Origin of the sequence: Actinacidiphila polyblastidii (assembly GCF_036353415.1) — a bacterium.
Lineage (GTDB): Bacteria > Actinomycetota > Actinomycetes > Streptomycetales > Streptomycetaceae > Actinacidiphila > Actinacidiphila polyblastidii.
On sequence record NZ_JAZEWV010000038.1, the window covers coordinates 25735 to 47728 of the forward strand.

Annotated in this window: 21 protein-coding genes, 2 tRNA genes and 1 pseudogene; 11 read left to right on the forward strand and 13 right to left on the reverse strand. The window is 75.9% G+C overall.

Going from position 1 to position 21994, the window contains the following annotated elements; all coding sequences use genetic code 11:
* The first annotated feature begins 37 nt into the window (after positions 1–37).
* Complete coding sequence (locus V2S66_RS29145) at positions 38–349, forward strand: DUF6343 family protein (RefSeq protein ID WP_330799725.1); 312 nt, start codon at positions 38–40, stop codon at positions 347–349.
* Positions 350–433: 84 nt separating this feature from the next.
* Here the strand turns inward: V2S66_RS29145 and V2S66_RS29150 are convergent.
* A tRNA-Met gene (locus tag V2S66_RS29150) sits at positions 434–507 on the reverse strand.
* A gap of 518 nt (positions 508–1025) precedes the next feature.
* Between V2S66_RS29150 and V2S66_RS29155 the strand changes: the two genes are divergently transcribed.
* The 3 genes from V2S66_RS29155 to V2S66_RS29165 all read left to right on the forward strand — a co-directional run bounded on the left by V2S66_RS29155 (position 1026) and on the right by V2S66_RS29165 (position 4794).
* On the forward strand, positions 1026–2651 hold the full coding sequence (locus V2S66_RS29155; RefSeq protein ID WP_330799726.1) for an ABC-F family ATP-binding cassette domain-containing protein: 1626 nt from the start codon (positions 1026–1028) through the stop codon (positions 2649–2651).
* A gap of 104 nt (positions 2652–2755) precedes the next feature.
* Positions 2756–3700 carry a pseudouridine-5'-phosphate glycosidase gene (locus V2S66_RS29160; protein WP_330799727.1) on the forward strand — a complete coding sequence of 315 codons (945 nt, stop codon included), beginning with the start codon at positions 2756–2758 and terminating at the stop codon, positions 3698–3700.
* Positions 3701–3768: 68 nt separating this feature from the next.
* Entirely contained in the window at positions 3769–4794 is a 1026-nt protein-coding gene (locus tag V2S66_RS29165; RefSeq protein ID WP_330799728.1) for a carbohydrate kinase family protein, read from the forward strand.
* 46 nt (positions 4795–4840) lie between these two features.
* Here the strand turns inward: V2S66_RS29165 and V2S66_RS29170 are convergent, their stop codons facing one another.
* The 5 genes from V2S66_RS29170 to V2S66_RS29190 form a co-directional block, all read right to left on the reverse strand.
* Positions 4841–5635 (reverse strand): aminotransferase class IV, encoded by a 795-nt coding sequence (locus tag V2S66_RS29170; RefSeq protein WP_330799729.1) that lies wholly within the window; start codon positions 5633–5635, stop codon positions 4841–4843.
* A complete protein-coding gene (locus tag V2S66_RS29175) occupies positions 5632–6051 on the reverse strand; it encodes a RidA family protein (protein WP_330799730.1) in 420 nt (139 codons plus the stop codon). The genes V2S66_RS29170 and V2S66_RS29175 overlap by 4 nt, the downstream gene beginning before the upstream one ends.
* 262 nt (positions 6052–6313) lie before the next feature.
* Positions 6314–6398, reverse strand: a tRNA-Leu gene (locus tag V2S66_RS29180).
* A gap of 119 nt (positions 6399–6517) precedes the next feature.
* The gene (locus V2S66_RS29185) at positions 6518–7183 is read right to left on the reverse strand and encodes an NAD(P)-dependent oxidoreductase (protein ID WP_330799731.1); all 666 of its coding nucleotides are present in this window, start codon (positions 7181–7183) and stop codon (positions 6518–6520) included.
* A gap of 198 nt (positions 7184–7381) precedes the next feature.
* A complete protein-coding gene (locus tag V2S66_RS29190) occupies positions 7382–7729 on the reverse strand; it encodes a chorismate mutase (RefSeq protein WP_330799732.1) in 348 nt (115 codons plus the stop codon).
* Positions 7730–7917: 188 nt separating this feature from the next.
* Between V2S66_RS29190 and fdhD the strand changes: the two genes are divergently transcribed.
* The gene (gene fdhD / locus V2S66_RS29195) at positions 7918–8763 is read left to right on the forward strand and encodes a formate dehydrogenase accessory sulfurtransferase FdhD (RefSeq protein ID WP_330799733.1); all 846 of its coding nucleotides are present in this window, start codon (positions 7918–7920) and stop codon (positions 8761–8763) included.
* Between the two features lie 84 nt (positions 8764–8847).
* Positions 8848–9048, forward strand: coding sequence for a hypothetical protein (locus V2S66_RS29200; RefSeq protein ID WP_330799734.1), 201 nt, complete (start codon positions 8848–8850; stop codon positions 9046–9048).
* 27 nt (positions 9049–9075) lie between these two features.
* On the opposite strand, the pseudogene V2S66_RS29205 reads toward V2S66_RS29200, so the two are convergent.
* A pseudogene (locus V2S66_RS29205) lies at positions 9076–9762 on the reverse strand (mycothiol transferase).
* Between the two features lie 97 nt (positions 9763–9859).
* On the opposite strand from V2S66_RS29205, the gene V2S66_RS29210 reads away from it, so the two are divergent.
* On the forward strand, positions 9860–11686 hold the full coding sequence (locus V2S66_RS29210) for an AMP-dependent synthetase/ligase (protein ID WP_330799735.1): 1827 nt from the start codon (positions 9860–9862) through the stop codon (positions 11684–11686).
* A 51-nt stretch (positions 11687–11737) separates the two neighbouring features.
* Here V2S66_RS29210 and V2S66_RS29215 read toward each other — a convergent pair whose 3' ends face one another.
* Positions 11738–12424 carry an SLATT domain-containing protein gene (locus V2S66_RS29215; protein ID WP_330799736.1) on the reverse strand — a complete coding sequence of 229 codons (687 nt, stop codon included), beginning with the start codon at positions 12422–12424 and terminating at the stop codon, positions 11738–11740.
* Between the two features lie 209 nt (positions 12425–12633).
* On the opposite strand from V2S66_RS29215, the gene V2S66_RS29220 reads away from it, so the two are divergent.
* Positions 12634–13461: an aldo/keto reductase gene (locus V2S66_RS29220; protein WP_330799737.1), complete on the forward strand. Its 828-nt coding sequence runs from the start codon at positions 12634–12636 to the stop codon at positions 13459–13461.
* 81 nt (positions 13462–13542) lie between these two features.
* On the forward strand, positions 13543–14274 hold the full coding sequence (locus V2S66_RS29225; protein WP_330799738.1) for a class I SAM-dependent methyltransferase: 732 nt from the start codon (positions 13543–13545) through the stop codon (positions 14272–14274).
* A 41-nt stretch (positions 14275–14315) separates the two neighbouring features.
* Here V2S66_RS29225 and V2S66_RS29230 read toward each other — a convergent pair whose 3' ends face one another.
* Positions 14316–15032, reverse strand: a complete 717-nt coding sequence (locus V2S66_RS29230; RefSeq protein ID WP_330799739.1) for a Clp protease N-terminal domain-containing protein — start codon at positions 15030–15032, stop codon at positions 14316–14318.
* A gap of 32 nt (positions 15033–15064) precedes the next feature.
* Entirely contained in the window at positions 15065–17161 is a 2097-nt protein-coding gene (locus V2S66_RS29235) for a phage holin family protein (RefSeq protein WP_413966514.1), read from the reverse strand.
* Between the two features lie 222 nt (positions 17162–17383).
* Here V2S66_RS29235 and V2S66_RS29240 point away from each other — a divergent pair, with 222 nt between their 5' ends.
* The gene (locus V2S66_RS29240) at positions 17384–18175 is read left to right on the forward strand and encodes an MBL fold metallo-hydrolase (RefSeq protein WP_330799766.1); all 792 of its coding nucleotides are present in this window, start codon (positions 17384–17386) and stop codon (positions 18173–18175) included.
* Complete coding sequence (locus V2S66_RS29245; RefSeq protein WP_330799741.1) at positions 18172–18816, forward strand: DedA family protein; 645 nt, start codon at positions 18172–18174, stop codon at positions 18814–18816. The genes V2S66_RS29240 and V2S66_RS29245 overlap by 4 nt, the downstream gene beginning before the upstream one ends.
* A 49-nt stretch (positions 18817–18865) precedes the next feature.
* Here the strand turns inward: V2S66_RS29245 and V2S66_RS29250 are convergent, their stop codons facing one another.
* The 3 genes from V2S66_RS29250 to V2S66_RS29260 form a co-directional block, all read right to left on the reverse strand.
* Positions 18866–19855, reverse strand: a complete 990-nt coding sequence (locus V2S66_RS29250) for an MBL fold metallo-hydrolase (RefSeq protein ID WP_330799742.1) — start codon at positions 19853–19855, stop codon at positions 18866–18868.
* 98 nt (positions 19856–19953) lie between these two features.
* Positions 19954–21183 (reverse strand): aminotransferase class I/II-fold pyridoxal phosphate-dependent enzyme, encoded by a 1230-nt coding sequence (locus V2S66_RS29255; RefSeq protein WP_330799743.1) that lies wholly within the window; start codon positions 21181–21183, stop codon positions 19954–19956.
* Positions 21184–21299: 116 nt separating this feature from the next.
* On the reverse strand, positions 21300–21977 hold the full coding sequence (locus V2S66_RS29260; protein WP_330799744.1) for an HAD family hydrolase: 678 nt from the start codon (positions 21975–21977) through the stop codon (positions 21300–21302).
* Positions 21978–21994 lie beyond the last annotated feature (17 nt).

Here is a 21994-nt window from a genome sequence, read left to right on the forward strand (position 1 = left end):
CACGAAGGAGGATGCTGGAAGGGAGGGAGATGACGCGATGGCTCCGACACCGCACAGGACCGGATCAGAACCCGTTCAGGCCCGCAGTCCGCTGCGGCTGCGGCTGGGCCTGGCCATCTGCGGGGTGGTGTGGGGCGCTGCCGCCGCGGTGGGGTTCGCCCTCGCCGGCTATCCGGGCTGGGCCGCGGTGGTCGCCGCGATCGGCGCGCTGGCGCTCGTCGACGCGCTGCTGGTGGTGCGCCGCATCCGGCAGGGCGCCCACTACCAGCCGGGCCGCTCCGTCCCGCCGTACCGGCCGGTGGAGAAGGACCCCCGCCCGTCCGGCCGCCGCACCCGCGGCCGCCGCTGAGGTCCGCCGCAGAGATGCGCCGCCCACCAGGGACAGGGCGCACGCACAAAGGCCCGGCACACAGTGCCGGGCTTTCGTGATCAGTAGCGGGGACAGGATTTGAACCTGCGACCTCTGGGTTATGAGCCCAGCGAGCTACCGAGCTGCTCCACCCCGCGTCGGTGAACACCACCTTACGGGTTGTTCGCCTGGACGCCAAATCGCCTCCCGCGGGCGGCCCGGGGACCGGGCGCCCGGGTGCGCGTGTGCGCCGTGCGTGCCGTGTATGCGGTGCGTGCCCTGCGGGAAAAGGCTTTGCGGGGGTCCGCGGCGGCGCCTATCGTCGGCCGCGGTCGTCGTCGCCGTCAGAACAGGAGCAGGCCGTTGTACGTGTGAGGTCCCGGGTCACCGTTGCCCGCGCGGCGCGTCGTCGATGACGCCCCGGCGCGGCGCGTGTGTGCGACCTCTGGCACGAGCAGCCGCCCCAGCCCGATCCGCGCGTGACCGTACGCCGCCCGCCGCCGCGGGCCGTACCCGCCGGCGTCCCCCGCACCTTCGGACGCCGGTCACCCGCGCGCGGTCCCGCTCGACCGGCTCCCGGCCCTCCTCGCATCCCCACGCGCCGCCCGCCGCTGTGCCCGCGCGCACCGGAGTCCCGATCCGTCGCCCTGACCGAGCCCAGCGACCGGGAGTCCTCATGTCATCCACCGCACCTTCCGCCCCCTCTCTCACCTGCTCGCGCCTCACCTTCGCCTGGCCGGACGGCACCGGCGTGTTCGAGGAGCTCCAGTGGGTCGCGGCACCCGGCCGCACCGGCCTGATCGGGCTCAACGGGGCCGGGAAGTCCACCCTGCTGAAGCTGATCGCGGGCCGGCTCACACCGCTGTCCGGCTCCGCCAGGGTGACCGGCGAGATCGGCTACCTGCCGCAGGACGTCCCGCTGGACACCTCGCTGCGGGTCGACCAGGCCCTCGGCATCGATGCGGCCCGCGCCGCGCTGCACGCCATCGAGACCGGCGACACGGCGGCCGAGCACTTCGCCGCGGTCGGCGACGACTGGGACGTGGAGGAGCGCGCCCGCGCCACCCTCGACGGCCTCGGCCTGCGGCGGATCGGTCTCGACCGCACCGTCGGCGACGTCTCCGGCGGCGAGGCGGTGCTGCTGCGGCTGGCCGCCCTGCTGCTGCGCCGCCCGGCCGTGCTGCTGCTCGACGAGCCGACGAACAACCTCGACCTGCGCGCGCGCCGCGGCCTGTACGCGGCGGTCCAGGCGTGGCGCGGCCTGCTGGTCGTGGTCAGCCACGACCGCGAACTGCGGGAGCACGTCGACCAGATCGCCGACCTGCGCGGCGGCGAGGTGCACGGATACGGCGGCAACCTGACGGCGTACGAGCAGGCGCTGGCCGTCGAACAGGACGCGGCCGAGCGGACGATGCGGGCAGCCGAGGCCGACATGAAGCGGCAGAAGCGGGAACTGGCCGAAGCGCAGGAGAAGTTGGCGCGCCGGGTGCGGTACGGGCAGAAGATGTACGACACCAAGCGCGAGCCGAGGGCCGTGATGAACGAACGCAAGCGGCAGGCCCAGGTCTCGGCGGGCAAGCACCGCAGGCTGCACTCCGACCGGCTCGCGGCGGCCAGGGAGCGGCTGGACGAGGCGGTGCTCGCGGTCAGGGACGACGACGAGATCAGGATCGACCTGCCGCACACCGCGGTGCCGGCCGGCCGGGAGGTCCTGACACTGCACGATCTGGAGCTGCGGAACGGCGCCCGGGTGGTGCTGGAGGTGCGCGGCGCGGAACGGATCGCGCTGGTCGGCGGCAACGGCGCCGGCAAGACGACGCTGCTGCGCACGATCTCCGGGGAGATCGCGCCGGCCGCGGGCTCGCTCCTGGTCCACGTCCCGGTCCGCTTCCTGCCGCAGCGGCTCGACGTGCTCGATCCGGACCTGTCGGTGGCGGGCAACGTGGCGCTCCTCGCACCCTTCGCGACCGACAACGCGGTACGGGCCCGGCTGGCCCGCTTCCTCTTCCGGGGCTCGCGGGCGGACCGGCTCGCCGGGTCGCTGTCCGGCGGGGAACGGTTCCGGGCCACCCTGGCCGCCCTGATGCTCGCGGAGCCGGCGCCGCAGCTGCTGATGCTCGACGAGCCGACCAACAACCTCGACATGGCGTCGGTGCGCCGGCTCACCACGGCGCTGGCGTCGTACCGGGGCGCGCTGGTGGTGGCGGGGCACGACCTGCCGTTCCTGCGGGGGCTGGGCATCACCCGGTGGCTGCGGATCGAGGACGGCGTGCTCCGGCAGGTGGGCGAGGAGGAGGTCTGAGGGGCCCACGCCGCCCGGGGCCGCCGGCCGGTCCCTCGGGCGGCCCGGCGGCCGCGGGCGCGGGCCGAGGTTTGGCGGCGGGTCGCGCGTGCCAGGTAAGGGCCATGAGCACTGAAGGATCGGTCCGCGCGGTGTCCGCGCCCGCCCTGTCGGACGAGGTCGCCGACGCCCTCGCCCGGCGCGCCCCGGTGGTGGCCCTGGAGTCGACGATCATCGCCCACGGGCTGCCCCGGCCACGCAACCTGAAGGTCGCCAGGGAGCTGGAGCAGATCGTGCGGGACGCCGGGGCGGTGCCCGCGACGATCGCGGTCCTCGACGGCGTGCCGCGGATCGGCCTGGACAAGGACCAGGTGGAGCGCGTCGCGGCGGACCGGGAGCTGCGCAAGCTGGGTTTTCGCGACCTCGCCCCGGCGCTCGCCGCCGGTGCGAGCGGGGCGACCACCGTGTCCGGCACCGCCTTCCTCGCCGCCCGCGCCGGCATCCGGGTCTTCGGCACGGGCGGGCTGGGCGGGGTGCACCGCGGCTGGACCTCGGTCCAGGACGAGTCGGCGGACCTGGCGCTGCTGGCCAGGACCCGGATCACGGTGGTGTGCGCGGGGGTGAAGTCCATCCTGGACGTGCCCGCCACGCTGCAGCGGCTGGAGACCCTCGGCGTCGGGGTGATCGGCTACCGGACCGACCGCTTCCCCGGGTTCTACCTCACCGACTCCGGCGAGCCGGTGGACTGGACGGTGCACGCCGCCGCCGAGGTCGCCGCCGTGATGGCGGCGCAGGACGCGCTCGGCGGCCAGGAGTCGGCGCTGGTCGTCGCCAATCCGGTGGCGCCCGAGCGCCAGCTCGACCCCGGGCTGCACGACCGGGTGCTGGCCGAGGCGCTCGCGGCTGCCGACCGCGAGGGGGTGAGCGGGCAGGCGATCACCCCGTTCCTGCTCGCCTACCTGACCGAGCACACCGACGGCGCCTCCCTGGAGGCCAACCTCGCGGCGGTCCGCGGCAACGTCGCGCTCGCCGCCGCGATCGCCGCCGGCTGGGCGGACCGCACCAGGTGACCGGCGCTCCCCGCCGGCCCGGGGCCACGGACCCCGGTGGCGGAGCCGGTGCCGGTGCCGCCGGCCCGGTGCGCGGGAGAGGGCCCGCCCTGCTGGTGGTGGGCGACGTGGTCACGGACGTGGTGGCCCGGCACCGGGAACCGCTCGCCCCCGACACCGACACCGCGGCCGAGATCGAGTTGCTGCCGGGCGGGGCGGGCGCCAACGCGGCGTGCTGGGCGGTGCGCAGCGGCGGGATCAGGGCCCGGCTGCTGGCGAAGGCCGGCGCGGACGCCGCCGCCTGGCACCGCGCGGAGCTGGAACGCTCGGGGGTGGAACCGGTGCTGCGGGTCGACCCGGACACGCCGACGGCCGTCGTGATCGCCCTGGTCGACGCGGCCGCCGAGCGCACGCTCGTGACGGACTCCGGGGCGGCGCTGCGGCTCGGCCCGCAGGACTGGGACGAGTCGCTGCTGGACGGCACCGGGCACGTCCATCTCTCCGGCTACCTGTACTTCTCCGCGCCCGGCCGCGATCTCGCCGCGGTCGTCCAGAAGGCGGCCCGCGCGCGGGGCGTCCCGGTGAGCGTCGACCCGGCCTCCGCCGGATTCCTGCGGCGCTCGGGGGTCGCGCGCTTCCTCGACGCGGTGGCCGGCGCGGAGCTGCTGCTGCCGAACGCGGCGGAGGCCGCGCTGCTGTGCGGCGGGGGCCGCGCCCCCGCCGCGGGCCCCGGGACCGACCCGGACACCGCGGCCGACCCGAACTCTGCGGCCGAACCGGTCGACGTGGCAGCGGAGTTGAGCGCGCTCCTGCCGGGCACCACCGTCGTGGTGACGCTCGGCGCGGCGGGCGCGGTGGCGGCCCGGGACGGCCGCCTCGTCGCCCGTGCCCGGTCGCCGCGGGTGCGGCCGGTGGACTCGACCGGCGCGGGCGACGCCTTCACCGGCGGTCTGCTGGCGGCCCGGCTGTCCGGCGCGGACCTGCCGGCCGCGCTCGCCGCGGGCTGCGCGGCGGGGGCGGCCGCGGTGGCCGCGGTCGGCGGCCGGCCCCGGGGGCGGCGACCTCGCGGAACGCCGTACGGCCCGGGCTCGGGTCCGGCCACCGATCGCGGCTGACGCGCGGCCGCGGTGAGCCGGTCGGCGTGCCCCGGCCGGCGTGGGCTCAGATCTCGTCCCACGGCGCGGACGCGTACGCCTCCGCGATCGTGGCCAGCAGCGGGGAGCCGGTGGGCATCGGCGTGCCGTCGATCTCCCGGATCACGGCGGTGCCGCGGGAGTTGGTGAGGAAGGCGCCGTCGTAGCGCACCGCCTCGCTGAGCGTCACGGGGCGGCGTTCCTGGCGTACGCCCGCCGCGTGGAGCCGTTCCTCCAGCACCTGCAGGGTGATGCCGCGCAGGTGGGGCGCGGTCGGCCAGACGACGGTGTCGCCGTCCAGGAAGCCGACGTTCGTGACGGCGCCCTCGGCGACCTCGCCCGCCGGGCCGGTCAGCAGCGCCTCGTCGTACCCGTCGGCGGCGACGCGGCGGCCGAACCAGCCCTGGCCGAAGCCCCCGACGTGCTTGAGGTGCGCCGCGGGACGCTGGTAAAGCACCGAGCGCACCCGGTACGGCGCCGCTCGCAGTCCGCCCGGCGGCCGTACCGTGACCAGCACGCGCACCGGGCTGCCCGGCGCCTCGACCGGCTGGAAGACGTTGATCCGCACCGAGCCGTCGCGCTGGGCGGCCGACGCCAGGGCGTGCCGCACCAGCGAGCGGACCCGTCCGGCGTCGAGGCCCGCGCCGAACAGCTCACGGGTCGCGCCGTCCAGCCGCTCCAGGTGGAACCGCAGGCCGCGGGTCCTGCCGTCGCGGACCTGCATCGCGGAGAAGTGCCCGTATCCGGCGAGCGCGGGGGCGAGCGCCTCGACGGTGGCCGGCCGGCCGTCCACCTCGATCGCCGACAGACCTTCGGCGATCACGCGGCCGGCCCGGTGAGAGCCGCGGTGAGGTCCAGTTCCACCAGCTGGCCGGTGAAGCCGAGCTGGGCCACGCCGAGCAGGGTGCTCGCGGTGCTGAAGGCCGGGCCGAGCGGGGAGGCGTTCAGCGCGGCCCACACCGCGGCCAGCACCGGCCGCTCGTCGCTCACCACGTAGATCACCGACCGCACCACGTCCTGGGGTGCGGCTCCGGCCGCCGCGAGAGCGGTCAGCGCGTTCGCCGCGACCTGCCCGGCCTGTGCCACGTGGTCGCCCTCCCCCACCAGCTGCCCGGCGGCGTCCAGCGGGCACTGGCCGGCCAGATGGGCGGTCCGGCCCGCCTCCACGATGGTGACGTGGTGGTAGCCGGGTGTCTGGTGCAGCTCCGCCGGATTGATCCGGGTGATCTTCGCGCTCATCCCCCGAGTCTCCTCCGCGGCGCGCGCCACCCCCAGCGGTTTTCCCTCCCGGCCGGCAGCGCCGGCCTTCCGCCGACGGTCGGCCCCCTGAGGGGGGCTGAGGCGGGGTCAGGCAACCGCGGCTGAGGCAGCGCTCCCGGGGACCGTCAGCACCCTCGACCGCACGCCGGCCTGGTGCGCCCAGGCGCAGGGTGAAGGCCGATGAAGCGCTCGATCCCCATGCGTGGGTCCTACCGGACGTCCTCGTGGACGTCTCTCCATGTGTCCGAGGGGGGACTTGAACCCCCACGCCCGATAAAGGGCACTAGCACCTCAAGCTAGCGCGTCTGCCATTCCGCCACCCGGACCGGGTGTGCCGCCGCGACCTGCGAGGTCGTGGTGACAGGAACCACGATACCAAGGTTTGGCCGTGCTCCTCACCTGCGTTCCGGGCGGCTCCGGAGCCTCCGATCGGGCGCCGACGCGCCTAGTCGGCGATGCCGACGGCCTGGCCGATCGTGGCCGGGTCGGCCAGCGCGCGGAGCATGTAGTGGGCGACGTCGGCGCGGGCCACGGCGGTGCCGCCGCGCAGGTTGCGGCCGAGCGCCGTGCGGTAGGCGCCGCTGACCGGCTTGTCGGTGAGGCGCGGCGGCCGGACCACGGTCCAGTCCAGGCCGCTCTCACGGAGCACGTCCTCCATCGCCGCCAGGTCGGCGAAGACCCGGCCGAGCACGCGGCGGCCGATCGGCGTGCCGAACCTGCGCATCAGCGGCCCCTCGCCGGGGTCGTGCCGCGGCGGGTGCGGGCGGCCCGCCGAGGGGGTGGTGGACACCGGAGCGGCGCTCACCGCGACGATGCGCCGGACGCCGGACGCCCGCATCGCCTCGACCAGGGCGCGGGTCCCGGGGGCGGTGACCCCGGCGTCGGAGACGCCGTGCGGGCCGAACGCGGAGAGCACCGCGTCCGCGTCCTGCACGGCGGCCCGCAGTGCGGCGGGGTCGGGGGCGGACAGGTCTGCGGTCACCGACCGCACCTCGCGGTCGAGCTTCGCGGGATTCCTGACCACCGCGGTCACGTCGTGGCCGTCGGCGATCGCCTGGTCGAGCAGGTGCCGGCCCACCCCTCCGGTGGCCGCGACGATGGTGAGCCTCATGGGTCGCTCCGTGTCGGCGGGTGATCACTGTGCGTCGTGCGGACGACCGGTCCAACGCGGCGGCGCACCCCGGAGTTCCGCCCCGACGGGCTCGCGGCCCCGGGTTGACTCGTACGGCCCGCACGGACGACCCGTACGGACGTACCGCACGACGACCCGTACGGCCCCGCGGGCCGGGGGCCTGGAGGCGGGGCCCGCTCAGGAGCCGGCGGCGCCGTCCTGCTTCGCGGCGATCGCCCGGTGGTGGCGCACCACCTCGCCGATGATGAAGTTGAGGAACTTCTCCGCGAACGCCGGGTCCAGCTTCGCGTCGGCGGCCAGCCGGCGCAGCCGGGCGATCTGGTCCGCCTCGCGGGCCGGGTCCGCCGGGGGCAGGTCGTGCGCGGCCTTCAACTCGCCGACCTGCTGGGTGCACTTGAAGCGCTCGGCCAGCAGGTGCACCAGGGCCGCGTCGAGATTGTCGATACTGCCGCGCAGCGCCCGGAGTCTGGCCAGTGCCTCCTCGTCGCCCACCAGGGTCCTTTCGGCGGTCGGCTGGTCGTTCATCTCGCTCTGCCATCCTGGGAGGTCGTGGTGCTCGCCTGCGCTGCCGGTCTCACCCTATGACACGCTGCACACAGCGGGTCGGGGACGACCAGGTGGCGGACACCTGCGCCCCACCGCGGAGGGCGGGGGCGCGCGGCGGCGGAGGCCGCCGCGGGGCGGTCGTCGAGGCGGATGCGGAGCTGATGGGCATGGGACGGGTCACCGAGCGCCGCCGGGTGCTGCGGATCAGGGACGGGGCGGTCTCGCACCGCGCGGACACGCTGGTCGCCGAGGAGCCGCTGGAGATCCGCCTCAACGGCAGACCGCTGGCGATCACCATGCGCACCCCCGGCGACGACTTCGCGCTGGCGACCGGCTTCCTGGTCAGCGAGGGCGTGCTGGCCGCCGCCGACGACGTCGCCAACGTCGTGTACTGCGCCGGCGCCACCGCCGACGGCGCGAACACGTACAACATCGTCGACGTGCGCCTCGCGCCCGGCGTCGCCGTCCCCGACATCACCCTCGAACGCAACGTCTACACCACGTCCTCGTGCGGCCTGTGCGGCAAGGCGAGCCTCGACGCGGTCAGGACGACCGCGCGCTTCGCGCCTCCCGACCCCGCCCGCACCCGGGTGACGCCGGAGCTGCTGGCCTCGCTCCCCGACCGGCTGCGCGCCGGGCAGGCCGTCTTCGACCGCACCGGCGGCCTGCACGCCGCCGCGCTCTTCGACGCCGGCGGCCGGCTCCTCGACCTGCGCGAGGACGTCGGCCGGCACAACGCGGTCGACAAGCTCGTCGGGCGGGCGCTGCGGGACGGGCGACTCCCCCTCGACGACCGGATCCTGATGGTCTCCGGCCGGGCGTCCTTCGAACTCGCCCAGAAGGCCGTGATGGCCGGCATCCCCGTCCTCGCGGCGGTGTCGGCGCCGTCCTCGCTCGCCGTCGACCTCGCCGCCGAGACCGGCCTGACCCTCGTCGGCTTCCTCCGCGGCGCCTCGATGAACGTGTACGCGGGGGAGGCCCGTATCGCCCTGGCGGCAGAACCGGCACACTGACGCCCTGCCCTGCCGCCACTGCGCCCGCGCGATCCCGGGAGCCGTTGCGCGTCCGCCCTGAGCGCCGTCCTCACCGCCCTGCTGATGCTGGAGGTGGCGCCGTCGGGGCTCGCCGCGCTGACCCGGTTCGGTCCCGGCGTCGAGCAGTTGGACTCGCTGACCCGGGCCGGGCGGGTACCGGCCCGCCGGCTGCGGCTGGGCGACCGCGGCCGGGAGCTGTTCGCCCACGGGCTCTTCACGTCCTGGTCGGCGGCGGTGCTGCTGGTGGCGGCGCTGCGGGGTTGACCCGCGGCCGGAGGCCCGCGGCGCGGCTCAGCGGCCGACCGCCCCGTCGTGCGGCTCGCGGATGATGTCCGCGTGGCCGGCCTGCCGGCCGGTCTCCTCGATCATGTGGACCAGCACCCGGCGCAGCGTCGGCGGCGCGGTCTCGCGCAGCGAGCGGGCGCCCGGCCGCTAAAGGTCGTCGCAGGCGGCGGCCACCGCGTCGGCCCGGGCCACGGCGTCGCGGTAGGCGGCGACGAGCTGGGCGCCGGTCGCGCCGGGGCCGGGCGCGGACGCGCCGTCCCACCGGGGGACGTCGCGGCCCTCGTAGGCCCGGACGAACCAGTTCGGCTCGACCGCCGTGAGGTGCGCGAGCAGCCGGTACAGGCTGGTGCCGGACGGTACGCCGGGCCGGTGCCCCACGTCGTCCGGCAGGTCCTCGGCCTTGCGGATCGCGGTGCGCTCTCGCTCATCGCGCCACGCTCTCTCCGCTCTGTTCCCGCGCTGTCTTCCGCGGTCTCCCGGCCCGCGACGGAGCCGGGTCCGGGGTTCCGGAAACCCGTTCGACGCCGTGGCGGATGGGAACAAACGTGCAGGTGGGGCGGGAGAGGGTGGAGCGACCGTGACCGGCCGGAGCAGATTTGGTGGAGATCCCCTCCCCTCACCGGTGTGCGGGGCGTCCCCAGGACCCTTCCGGCAGCCCCGGCGGGCCCGCTGCGTACGGCCCGACCAGCGCATATGCCCGTTTGCGCGGTCCTGGTCGCGGCCCTCCCGCCCGGCCCGGGGAATCGGATAGCTTACGGGCCCGCACCGCGCGGTCCTAGGAGCACACCTCTTGCGCCAGTTCACCGTCCCACCACTGGTCACCACGCCTCAGGCGGGTGGCTTGGCGGATGCCGTCTTCGGCAACGCCGAGCAGAGCCCGGACCAGGTGGTGCTGGGGCGTGCGGACGGCCGGGGCGGCTGGCTGGAGATCACCGCGGCGCAGTTCCGCGACGAGGTCGTCGCGGTGGCCAAGGGCCTGCTCGCGGAGGGCGTCAGGTTCGGCGACCGGGTCGCGATCATGTCCCGCACCCGCTACGAGTGGACGCTCTTCGACTTCGCGCTGTGGGCGATCGGCGCCCAGTCCGTGCCGGTGTACCCGACGTCCTCCTCCGACCAGGTGCGCTGGATGCTGCACGACTCGGACGCGGTGGCCGCGATCGTGGAGCACGAGGACCACGCGATGACCATCGGCGCGGCCGTGGACGAGCTGCCGCTGCTGACCCGGCTGTGGCAGCTGGACGCGGACTGCGTCGGCGAGCTGACCGAGGCCGGCCGGCTGATCGGCGACGACGTGGTGGAGCGGCACCGGCTGGCGGTCACCCCGGACGCGCCGGCCACCGTCATCTACACCTCGGGCACCACCGGCCGGCCGAAGGGCTGCGTCCTCAGCCACGCCAACTTCATGGCCGAGACCGACAACGTGGTGGCCCGCTGGGAGCCGGTGTTCGCCAACAAGCCCGGCGAGGAGCCGTCGACCCTGCTCTTCCTGCCGCTGGCGCACGTCTTCGGCCGGATGGTCGAGGTGGCCTGCGTCCGGCACCGCATCCGGCTCGGCCACCAGCCGAGCATGGCGGCCGCCGACGTCATCCCGGACCTCGCGACCTTCCGGCCGACGTTCGTGCTGGCCGTGCCGTACGTCTTCGAGAAGGTCTTCCAGGCGGCCCGCCGCAAGGCCGAGGCGGGCGGCAAGCTGGGCGTCTTCGACAAGGCGGTGGACGTCGCGGTGCGGCACGCGGAGGCCATGGAGGCCAGGGCGTTCGGCACCGGTCCCGGCCCCGGCACGGGCCTGCGGATGCAGCACCAGCTGTACGACAAGCTGGTCTACAGCAAGGTGCGCGAGGCGCTGGGCGGCCGGGTGCGGCACGGCATCTCCGGCGGTTCCGCGATGGAGCGCCGCCTCGGCCTGTTCTTCTCCGGCGCCGGAGTGACGATCTACGAGGGCTACGGCCTCACCGAGTCGACCGCGGCCGCCACCGCCAACCCGCCGGAGCAGACGCGGTTCGGCACCGTCGGCCTGCCGGTGCCGGGCACCACCGTGCTGATCGGGGAGGACGGCGAGATATGGCTGCGCGGCGGCCAGATCTTCCACGGCTACCTCAACAACGAGAAGGCCACCGACGAGGTGCTCCGCGAGGGCTGGCTGGCCACCGGCGACATCGGCTCGCTCGACGAGGACGGCTATCTGACCATCACCGGGCGGAAGAAGGAGATCCTGGTGACCAGCGGCGGCAAGAGCGTCTCGCCGGTGGCGCTGGAGGAGAAGGTGCGGGCGCACCCGCTGGTCGCGCAGTGCGTCGCGGTCGGCAACAACCGGCCGTTCGTCGCCGCGCTGATCACCCTGGACCCGGAGGCGGTCACCCACTGGCTGACGATGCGCGGCAAGCCGGACATGCCGCCGTCGGAGCTGGTGCACGACTCGGAGCTGGAGCTGGAGATCCGGCGGGCGGTGGCCGCCGCCAACACGCTGGTCTCGCAGGCCGAGTCGATCCGCACCTTCCGGATACTGGCCGCGCAGTTCTCCGAGGAGCGCGGGACGCTCACCCCGTCGCTGAAGCTGAAGCGGCGGGTGATCGAGACGGTCTACGCGGCCGAGGTCGACGCGCTGTACCGGGCCTGAGCGGGGCCCGACCGGCCCGACCGGGCCTGAGCGCGCCCCGACCGCCACGGGTCACACCGGCGTGGCCGGCCGGTCCTGGCCGGGCAGCGCGCCGCCTTCGTGGAGCTGCCGGGTGTTCGCGCGGAACTCGGTCTGCCAGTCGGACGTCTCCGCCTCGATCCGGCCGGCGACCGCGTCCGTCAGCCGGGCGACCAGGGCCAGCTGGCGCTCCAGTTCGCCGGGGGCGAGCGGGCCGTCAGAGCCGGCGGACCCGGCGGGACCGGCGCGCAGCACGTCGCCCGCCCACTCCAGGCGCACCGCGTTCAGCTCGCCGCGCAGGGCGTGCGCGACGCCGACGTCCCGCATCCAGGCGGAGGACAGCCCGAAGAAGTGGTCGAACGCCTTGCAGCCGGCCGCCACCGCGAGCAGCACGTACCCCCAGCCCTGCCCGGAGCCGCCGGCCGCGGCGGTGCCCAGCGGGACGGCGGTGCCGGCCACCGCGAAGACGATGGCCAGGCTCTGCAGCAGCCGGGAGCCGACGCGCTTGCGGCGCTTGTCGCGCAGGTACCAGCCGATGGCGTCCTCGGCGTTCTGCTCGGCCCAGGCGCGCAGCCGGGCCAGCGCCTCGCGCTGGGCGGCCGGATCGGCCGCGCCGATCTCGGGGAAGGGCCGCAGCTCCAGGTCGCCGCCGCCGCGGCCGCGGCCGCTTCGCCCGGCGGCCGCGCCTGCCGCGCTGCCCCTGTCCTCCCGGCCCGCCATCGGCCCCGCTCCCCTCGTGCGTTCCCCGCAGGCGGCCGCCTGCCCGCCGCGGGCCGCCTGTTCGCCGCCCGCCGCGCGCCGCTCGGCGCGGCTTCGGGCGGGCGCTGCGAGGCTATCGCGCACCTGTGCGCCCCCGCCCCGGGAATGCGCCTGCGGGCGGGCGGGTTGTACGTCGCCGTCACGACCGACGACGTAAGGATCGACCGCACGTGAGCAAGGTCCCGACGATCACCCTCAACAACGGTGTGGAGATGCCCCGGCTGGGCTTCGGCGTCTGGCAGGTGCCCGACCGCGAGGCGCGACGGGCGGTCTCGACCGCGCTGGAGGCCGGGTACCGCAGCATCGACACCGCGTCCGCCTACGGCAACGAGAAGGGCACCGGGAAGGCGCTGGCCGCCTCGGGGCTGGCCCGCGAGGACGTCTTCGTCACCACCAAGCTGTGGAACGACGACCAGGGCCACGACTCGGCGCTGCGCGCCCTGGACACCTCGCTGGCCAAGCTGCGCCTGGAGTACGTGGACCTGTACCTGATCCACTGGCCGCAGCCGCGGCGCGATGCGTATACGCAGACCTGGCGCGCCTTCGAGCGGATCGCGGCCGAGGGGCGGGCCCGCGCGGTGGGCGTCTCCAACTTCCAGCCCGCGCACCTGCGGCGGCTGTTCGAGACCTCCGGCCTGGTGCCGGCGGTGAACCAGATCGAGCTGCACCCGCGACTGGTGCAGGCCGAACTGCGCGCGCTGCACGCCGAGCACGGCATCGCCACGGAGGCGTGGTCGCCGCTGGGCCAGGGCAAGGGTCTGCTGGACAGCCCCGTGATCGGCAAGATCGCGGCGCGCCACGGCCGCACCCCCGCACAGGTGGTGCTGCGGTGGCATCTGGGGCTGGGCAACGTGGTGATCCCCAAGTCGGTGACGCCCGCGCGCATCCGGGAGAACGCCGACGTGTTCGGCTTCGAGCTGGACGGGCAGGACCTCGCGGAGCTGGCCGGGCTGGCCGACGGTGCCCGGCTGGGCCCCGATCCGGACGCCTTCGGCTGACGCCGGCCGCGTCCCACGCGTAACCGCGATGCAAGGTGCTGGGTGAACTGCCGTTCACCCGGGGCCCCTAGCATGTTCCACATGCTGGACTACGACACGGAGGCGGCGCGCTACGACGCGACGCGCGGGGGTGTGCCGCGGGCGAGGTCGGCGGCGCGTGCGGTGCTCGCGCTGGTGCCGGAGAGGGCCGCCACCCTGCTGGACGTGGGCTGCGGCACCGGCCTGGTCAGCGAGTTGCTGACGCGGCCGGGACTGCGGGTCTACGGCGTCGACGCGTCCCCGGGCATGGCCAGGGTGGCGGCGCGGCGCATGGGCCCGGCGCTGGTGCTCGGCGACAGCAGAAGGCTGCCGTTCGCCGACGCGTCGCTGGACGCGGTGAGCGCGGTGTGGCTGCTGCACCTGCTGCCGGACGCACCCGAGGTGGTCGCCGAGTGCGCCCGGGTGCTGCGGCCGGGCGGGGTGTTCGTCACGACGGTGGACAAGGACATGGGCCACGACGTGGACAGCGACGTCGACCGGCTGCTCGCGCCGCACCGGGTGCGGCGGGCGCACGACACGGCGGCGCGGGTGCTGGCGGTGGCCTCGGAGCACGGGCTGCGCCGGGCCGGCGAGGCGCGCTTCACCGGGCACGGCCAGGGCCGCACGCCGGCCCGGCTGGCGCAGGACGTGGCGCGCGGCTACTTCGCCTCCGCGCTGACCCTGGACGACGGGCAGTCGGACACGCTGGTACGGGAGTTGTCGCTGCTGCCGGACCCGGACGTGCCGCGCGCCGATCCGGTGTACCGGCTGCTGGCGCTGCGCAAGGACGCCTGAGCCGGGGCCGGCCGGAACAGGCCGGGGCCGCCGCCGGGCGGCTACCCGCTGATGCGGGCGAGTTCGGCGAGCAGCCACTCCTCGGTCGCCCGGTGGGTGACGCCGAGCGCGGTGAGCGCCACCGCGCAGCGGTCCTGGTCGTCGCTGAGGACGCCGAGCAGGATGTGCTCGGTGCCGATGTAGTTGTGGCCGAGCCGCAGCGCCTCGCGCAGCACCAGCTGGAAGGTCTTCTTGGAGGCGGCGCTGATCGGCAGGTGGCCGTCGAGCGGCTTCTTCCGGTCGCCCCGGGTGGCCACCGCGGCCCGCACCGCGTCGGCTCCGGGGCCTGCTTCGGTGAGGACGCGGTAGGCCATCGTCTGCTCCTGGCCGAGCAGGCCGAGCACCAGGTGCTCGGGTTCGATGGCGCCGTGCAGCGCTGTGCGCGCCTCCTCCTGCGCCGCCTCCACGGCCTTGCGGGCGCGCGGGGTGAAGCGGCTGAAGTGCGCCGCGACGTCGAGGTCGAGGTCCTCGGGGACCCTGGGCACGAAGCGCTTCTGGGCGGCCTGCTTGCTGACGCCCATGTGCTGGCCGATGTCGGTCCAGGACGCGCCGGCGCGGCGGGCCTGGTCGACGAAGTGGCCGATGAGGTGGTCGGCGACGTCTCCGAGGTGGCCGGCGACGGTCACCGCGTGCTCCAGGTCCTGGAGCGGGTCGCTCTCGGGGTGCTGCTGCTTGACGTAGTCGATGAGGTCGTCCAGCCGGACGGGGTGACGGGTCATACCGTCAACCGTAGGTTGACGATGAGCCTGCGTCAACCCGTGGTTGACGATTCGCGTGCGGCGGGCGTCACGGCGACCGGTGGCGCGGCGGCCGCCGCCGGCGGCGTCGAGGGCGCGGGCACCGCCGGCGCCGGGCAGGACGCGACCCGGCGGGCCGGCGCGAGCCACTCGCGGAAGAGCGTGTGCAGCGCCTCCGCGCCCACCAACGGCTCGTCCCGCAGCGGCAGTTCGACCGGTGCGAGCAGGAAGGGCCGGGACTGCGGGCCGCCGAGGCCGCCGTGCGAGCCGGCCTGCTCCTCGAAGGCGTGCACCGCGCCGGTGAGCGGGTGGACCGTCGAGTTGATCATCAGGTCGGCGGTGTGCCGGAAGGCGTCGGCCCGCAGCACCGCGTCCACCGCGCCGGGTCCGAAGGGGGCCAGCGGGTCCGGCCCGGTGACCAGGCCCGACGCCAGCTCGTGGGTGCCGCCGTCCGGCCCGAGGACCAGCGGCCCGCGTTCGCCGCGGACCAGCACGAAGCCCACCCCCGGATGGGAGGTGAGGGTGGGCAGCAACCGCGGGCAGCGCCGCTCCACCTCCTCCAGCGTCGCCCGGCCCTCGATGTCGGGGAAGGCGACCAGGCCGAGGTTGCCCGAAGCGAGCACGATCGGCTCGGACGGCGGCCCCTCGCGCTCCTGCTCCTCCGCGCGGCGCCCGCGCTCGGGCCTGCGCAGCGCGGACCGCGCCGCCGCCCGGGCCTCCGCCCCGCCGCGCCGCCTGGCCGCACGCCTCCGGCCGCGGGCGGGGGCGCCGCCGGCCAGCTCGCAGCCTTCCCGCACCAGGTCGCGCAGCGTCGTGCCGTAGGCACCCTCGAACGTCTCGCCGCCGCTCTGCCCGTGATCGGAGAGCAGCACGATCCGGTACGGCCGCGGGGCGTGGCGCGCGGCGTCCGCGACCAGCCGCACCGAGCGGTCCAGCCGCGCCAGCACCTTGCGCGCGTCGCGGCTGTGCGGACCGGAGTGGTGCGCGACCTCGTCGTAGGCGACCAGGTCCGCGTAGACCACCCGGCGGCCCGCGAGCATGTCGCCGACCACCGCGGCCACCGCCACGTCCCGCTCGACGACGGTGGCGAACGCCCGCAGCATCGGGTACAGCCCGCCGCGCTTGATCCGCGGCCGGTCGCCGCGCAGCCGCGACGCGGTGGACTGGACGATCTCCCGGCACACCTCGGCGGTGAACGACCAGGCGGTGCGCACCGCGTTCGCCGGATCGGAGAAGTACGCGAAGTAGCCGGTGCGGGAGCGGCTGAAGGTCCCGGCGCGGACCGCGACCGACATCACCAGCGCGGACTGCTCGGCGCCGCCGCTGAAGAGGTTGCCGCGGGACGCGCCGTCGTCGGCGAGCAGTCCCGGCGAACCGGTGCGGGCGACCGCGCGGCGCTCCAGCTCGGCCGCGCTGGAGGGCCGGTTGCAGACCATGAACTGCCCGGTGTCCTTCTCGTACCAGCGGAAGGCCGGCACGTCGTGGTTGCTGCCGTGCAGGATCGCCAGCTGGCTGGCGCCGGTCTGGCTGCTCCAGTCGGTCCGCCACGCGGTGAGCCGGTGGGTGGCGCCGAGCCAGCCGGCGAGCGTCGGCATGGTGGGCGGCGAGCCGGTCAGCGCGTCGCGCAGCACGTCGTGGCCGACGCCGTCGAGCTGCAGGAAGACGGTGCCGGGGCCGTCCGGCGGCGGGAGTTCACCGGCGTGCTGGGCGCGGCGCCCGGCCAGCCGCGCGAGCCTGCGTCCGTACGCGGCGTCGTCCCGCACCGCCAGCGCCGTGCTGGTGGCCGAGGACGCCGCCGACATCACCGCGGCGATCACGACGGCGGTGGCCGGCGCCACCCCGCCGGGGCCGCCCGGCGTGACGCGGAAGGCCACCAGCAGCACCGAGCCGTTGAGGAAGAACACCAGCGCGCCCAGCACCAGCGCCGGCACCAGCAGGAGCGCGCGGACGATGAGCGGCCAGACCAGGGCGCTGAGCACCCCGAAGGCACCCGCGCCGACGGCCGCGGTCACCGCGATCTGGGTGAGGCTGCCGCCCTGCGGCGACTCGATCCTGAAGTCCGGCAGCAACCACGCCAGCAGGGCCAGCGTCCCGGAGGAGACCGCCCACACCGCGAGCACGCGGCCGACGGTCCGCAGTGCGCTCCGCCCCGCGGCCCGTCTCCGACTCACTCCCGGCTGAGGCACCTCCCCACCCTGCCACACCGGGCGGCATGTCCCGATCACGGTTGGGCATACGCTCGGACCTGCGGACCGGCACGCGGCGCCCCACGACGGGGGCCCGCTCGGGCGGTGCGGAAGAGCCCGGTGCGGGCGACGGAAGGCAGGGGCGCGGTGGCGGTGGAGATCACGTGGTGGGGGCATGCCACGGTGACCGTGCGGGACTCCGGGGTGCGGGTGCTCACCGACCCGCTGTTCGCGCGGCGGCTGGCCCACCTGCGCAGGCGGCGCGGCGCCCTGCCGCCGCCGGACGCGGCCCGCGCCGACGTGGTGCTGGTGTCCCATCTGCACGCCGACCACCTGCACGTGGGCTCGCTGGCGCGGCTGGCCGAGGGCACGGTGGTGCTGCTGCCGCGCGGCGCGCGGGCGGCGGTGCCGTCCTTGCGGCGGCTCGCCTCCCGGCTGCGCCTGGAGGAGCTGGCGGCGGGCGACACCCGGGAGTTCGGCGAGCTGACGATCCGCGCGGTGCCCGCGGCGCACGACGGACGGCGGCTGCCGTTCGGGCCGCAGCGGGTGCAGGCGCTCGGGTTCGTGCTCGCCGGCGAGGCGCGCACCTACTTCGCCGGCGACACCGGGGTGTTCGACGGCATGGCCGACGCGGTCGGGCCGTGCGACATCGCGCTGCTGCCGGTCGGCGGCTGGGGACCCTTCCTCGGCCACGGCCACCTGGACGCCGCCCGCGCCGCCCGGGTGCTCGCCGAACTCGCCCCGCGCGCGGCCGTCCCGGTGCACTACGGCACGTACTGGCCGATCGGCATGGACGCGGTGCGGCCGGACGAGTTCCACACCCCGGGCGAGGAGTTCGCGCGGATCGCGGCGGACCTGGCGCCCGGCACGACGGTGCACCGGCTGGAGCACGGGCAGAGCGTGCTGGTCGCGGGCGCGGGACGGGAGAGCGCCGGGTGATCGGCATCCTGGCGTCGGCCGCCGCCCACCCGCCGCCGGCGCAGGGCGCCCGGCAGGCGATCGGCTATCCGACGCTCTTCCTGCTGGTGGCGCTCGGCTCGCTGATACCCGTCGTGCCGACCGGCGCGCTGGTGTCCGGCGCGGGCGTGGTGGCGTTCCACCAGAGCGATCCGCTGTCGACGGTGTACGTCTTCGCGGTGGCGGCCTTCGCCGCCTTCCTCGGCGACATCGCCCTGTACTGGCTGGGGATGCGCGGGGTGCGGTCCCGCAACGGGTCGCGCTGGCTGCACCGGCTCCAGGACCGGGTCGACGACAGCACCCTGGACCGGGCGCAGCGGCAGCTGGACGAGCACGGCGCGACGGTGCTCGTGCTCTCCCGGCTGATCCCCGCGGGCCGGCTGCCGGTCATGGTCGCGTGCCTGCTCGCGGAGATGCCGATGCGGCGTTTCGCGCGCGGCGACGTGGTGGCGTGCCTGGCCTGGGCGGCGGCGTACCAGCTGATCGGCGTCCTCGGCGGCTCGCTCTTCCCCGAGCCCTGGCAGGGCGTGGCCCTCGCGGTCGGCCTGACCTTCGCCATCGCCGCAGGCCCGACGGTGCTGCGGCACCTCAGGAAGGCGCCGCCGCACGAGGCGCCGCGGTAGGCGGCACGGGCGGCGCCCCCGAGCCGTCGGTGGCGGCGCGGGGGGCCGGTCACAGCACCCGCGAGCCTCCCACGGGCAGGTCCCACAGGGCCGCGCGCGGCAGTCCGGCGGCGGCCCACGCCGCGCGCAGCCGGGTGATCGGCTCCAGCGGCGGCTCGCCGGACAGCAGGAACGTCGCCCAGTGCATCGGCGCCATCGCCGCGGCGCCGAGGTCGCGGAACGCCTGCACCGCCTCCTCCGGGTCGGTGTGCACCGAGCGCAGCATCCGGCGCGGCGCGTACGCCCCGATCGGCAGCAGCGCCAGATCGATCCCGGGGTGGGCGCGGCCGATGTCGGCGAAGCAGCGGCCGTAGCCGGTGTCGCCGGCGAAGTACACCCGGTGGCCCGACCGGTCGGCGAGCACCCAGCCGCCCCACAGCGACCGGCAGCAGTCGGTGAGGGTGCGCCGGCTCCAGTGGTGGGCCGGCACGAAGTCGAAGCGGACACCGCGGAACTCCGCCGCCTCCCACCAGTCCAGTTCGGTCACCCGGGTGAACCCGCGGCGCCTGAACCAGCCCGCCAGACCCGCCGGCACGAAGCAGGCGGTGGTCCGCGGCAGCCGCTTGAGGGTCGGCGCGTCCAGATGGTCGTAGTGGTTGTGGCTGATCACCACCGCGTCGACCGGCGGCAGCGCCGCCCAGGGCACGCCCACCGGCGTGACGCGGGCCGGGGTGCCCGGGATGCGGCGGGACCACACCGGGTCGGTGAGCACCGTGAGACCGCCGATCCGCAGCACCCAGCTGGCGTGCCCGGCCCAGCTGGCGGCCACCGCGCCGGGCCGCACCCGCGGCAGCGGCGCCGGCTCGACCGGCAGCAGCCGCACGTCCTTGAGCGTGTGCGCGGGCGGCCGCACCGCGCACTCCCTGACGATCCGTACGAGGTCGCCCAGGCCCGTCACCGGCAGCTGTGCGGTGAGCCGGTCGGCGAAGGAACGAGGCCAGTCGCGCTGCTCCCCCAGCGGGCGGAGCCCGGAGAGGGTGCGCTCGCACGGTTTGGTCATCACGGCTCCCTTGCTCCGCGGGCGCGGCAACGGGCACCGCGACTTCGGCCGCGGCCGCCGTGCGGGGACGGAGACGGTCCGCGTTTCCCGAAGGTAAGTCAGGCCGGCCGGCCCCGCGATCCTGTTCCGGCCGGCCCGTCCAGCTCCGCGGTGCCGGTCAGCGCGGCGAAAGCCGAGGTCAGCGCGGCGAGTCCGGCCGCGATGTGCGGGACCGCGAGCGGATCGGCGGCAGCCAGCGCGGTACGCCGTTCGGTCTCGGTGGCGCCGTGCAGGACGCCGGTGTCGACACGGACCCGGGGCTCGTGCGGGTCGTCGCCGAACCGGTGGCCGCCGAGCACCGGGCGGCCGAGCGCGGCGGTCAGCTGCTCCTCGGCCGCGGCGGCGGTCAGGCCGTGCACGCCGAGGTCGGGGTAGAGCTGGAAGCCCGCCTTGGGCGGCCGGCACCAGGCGCCCGTCTCGGTCACCGCGCGGTGGACCGCGGCGGAGACCCTGGCGTGCAGCCGGTTCGCGGCGGCGCTGTGCTCGGCGACCTCCGGCGGTTCGCCGAGCACGTGGGCGGTCGCGGCGGCCACCGGGCCCGGGAGCACGGCGCGCAGCGCCGCGAGCACCTCGGCGGTGCGCTCCCGCCACGCGGTGCCGTGCGCGGTCCCGGGGAAGCGGGCGAGCGCGGCGGGCACCGCCGCGGGCACCAGTGTCGCGCCGAGGTCGGTGAGCACCACGGTGTGGTCGGGCAGCATCTCGGCGGGGCTGAGCAGCACGGTGCCGTGGTGGTGCAGCGTGTCGGAGTACGTCTCGTCGGAGACGATCAGCAGGCCCGCCTCCGCGGCGGCCTCGCACGTCTCGTGCAGCAGCTCGGGGGCGGTGACGGTGCCGCTCGGGTCGTCCACCGCGGAGAGCACCAGCAGCCGCGGGTCGGCGCCGTGCGCGCGGGCCCGCCGGACCGTCTCCAGCAGCGCGAACGGGTCGGGGACGCCGCCGCCCTCGGGGGGCGTCGGCACGGTGTGCACCCGCCGGCCCAGCAGCCGGGCCACCGGGCCCTGCCAGGCCGCGGCGGGCCTGGCCAGCACCGGGTCGCCCTCGCTGGCGGCGAGCAGCGCGAGCAGCAGCGACTCGGCGCCGGGAGCGGCGAGCACGTGCCGGGTGTCCCCGGGCAGCCCGCGCCGCGCCCAGTACCCGGCCGCCGCGGTCAGCAGCCGGCTCCCCCCGCCCGGCGGCTCGGCCTCCGCCGCCGGGTCCAGGGACGCGGCCCAGTACGCCGGCACGGCCAGTCCCGGCTCCGGCCTCAGCACATTCGCCACGGTGACCTCGCCTTCCCAGGAGTCCCCCATCCCGCCACTGTCTCCTCTCCGCCCACCCCGTGCGACTCGACCTCGCGGCCGGCGGCGGCCCGCGCCCCGGCGCGCGGGGAGGGATGGGACGGGTGGGGAGGGGTGATGCGGGCGGGTCAGCCGAGGAGGGCGGGGAGGGCGCGCATGTCGTGGAAGACGGTGGTGGACGGGCCTTCGAGCCAAGCGGCGGGGGTGAGGCCGCCCGCGTAGCCGAAGGCGTGCATGCCGGCGGCGCGGGCCGCCTCGACGCCGTAGCGGCTGTCCTCGACGACGGCGCAGCGCTCGGGGGCCACCCCGAGGGTGCGGGCGGCGTGCAGGAAGAGGTCGGGGGCGGGCTTGCCGCGGGGGACCTCGGCGGCGCTGAAGACGCGGCCCTCGAAGCGCCCGTACAGGCCGGTGAGGCCGAGGGTGTGGCGCAGCCCGGAGGGGGAGGTGCTGGAGGCCACGCACATCGGCAGCGGGACCGCGTCGAGGGCGTCGAGCGCCTCCACCACGCCGTCGACGGCGGTGAGTTCGCGCTCGAACGCCTCCCGGTACAGCGCCCGGTACGGCGTGTCCCAGTCCGGCGCGAGCGGCCGCCCGAGGTGCTGCTCGATCGCCGCGGCCATGTCCGCGTAGGAGCGGCCGACGAAGCGCTCGACGACCTCCTCCTCCGGCATCGGCCAGCCCAGGTCCGCGAGCATCCTCGCGTCGATCTTCACCGCGATCTTCTCGCTGTCGACGAGCACTCCGTCGCAGTCGAAGATCACCAGTTCCGGGGCAGGCCGCCGGCCGGCGGGCTCTTCGGTGCTCACCCGGGGAGCGTACAGCG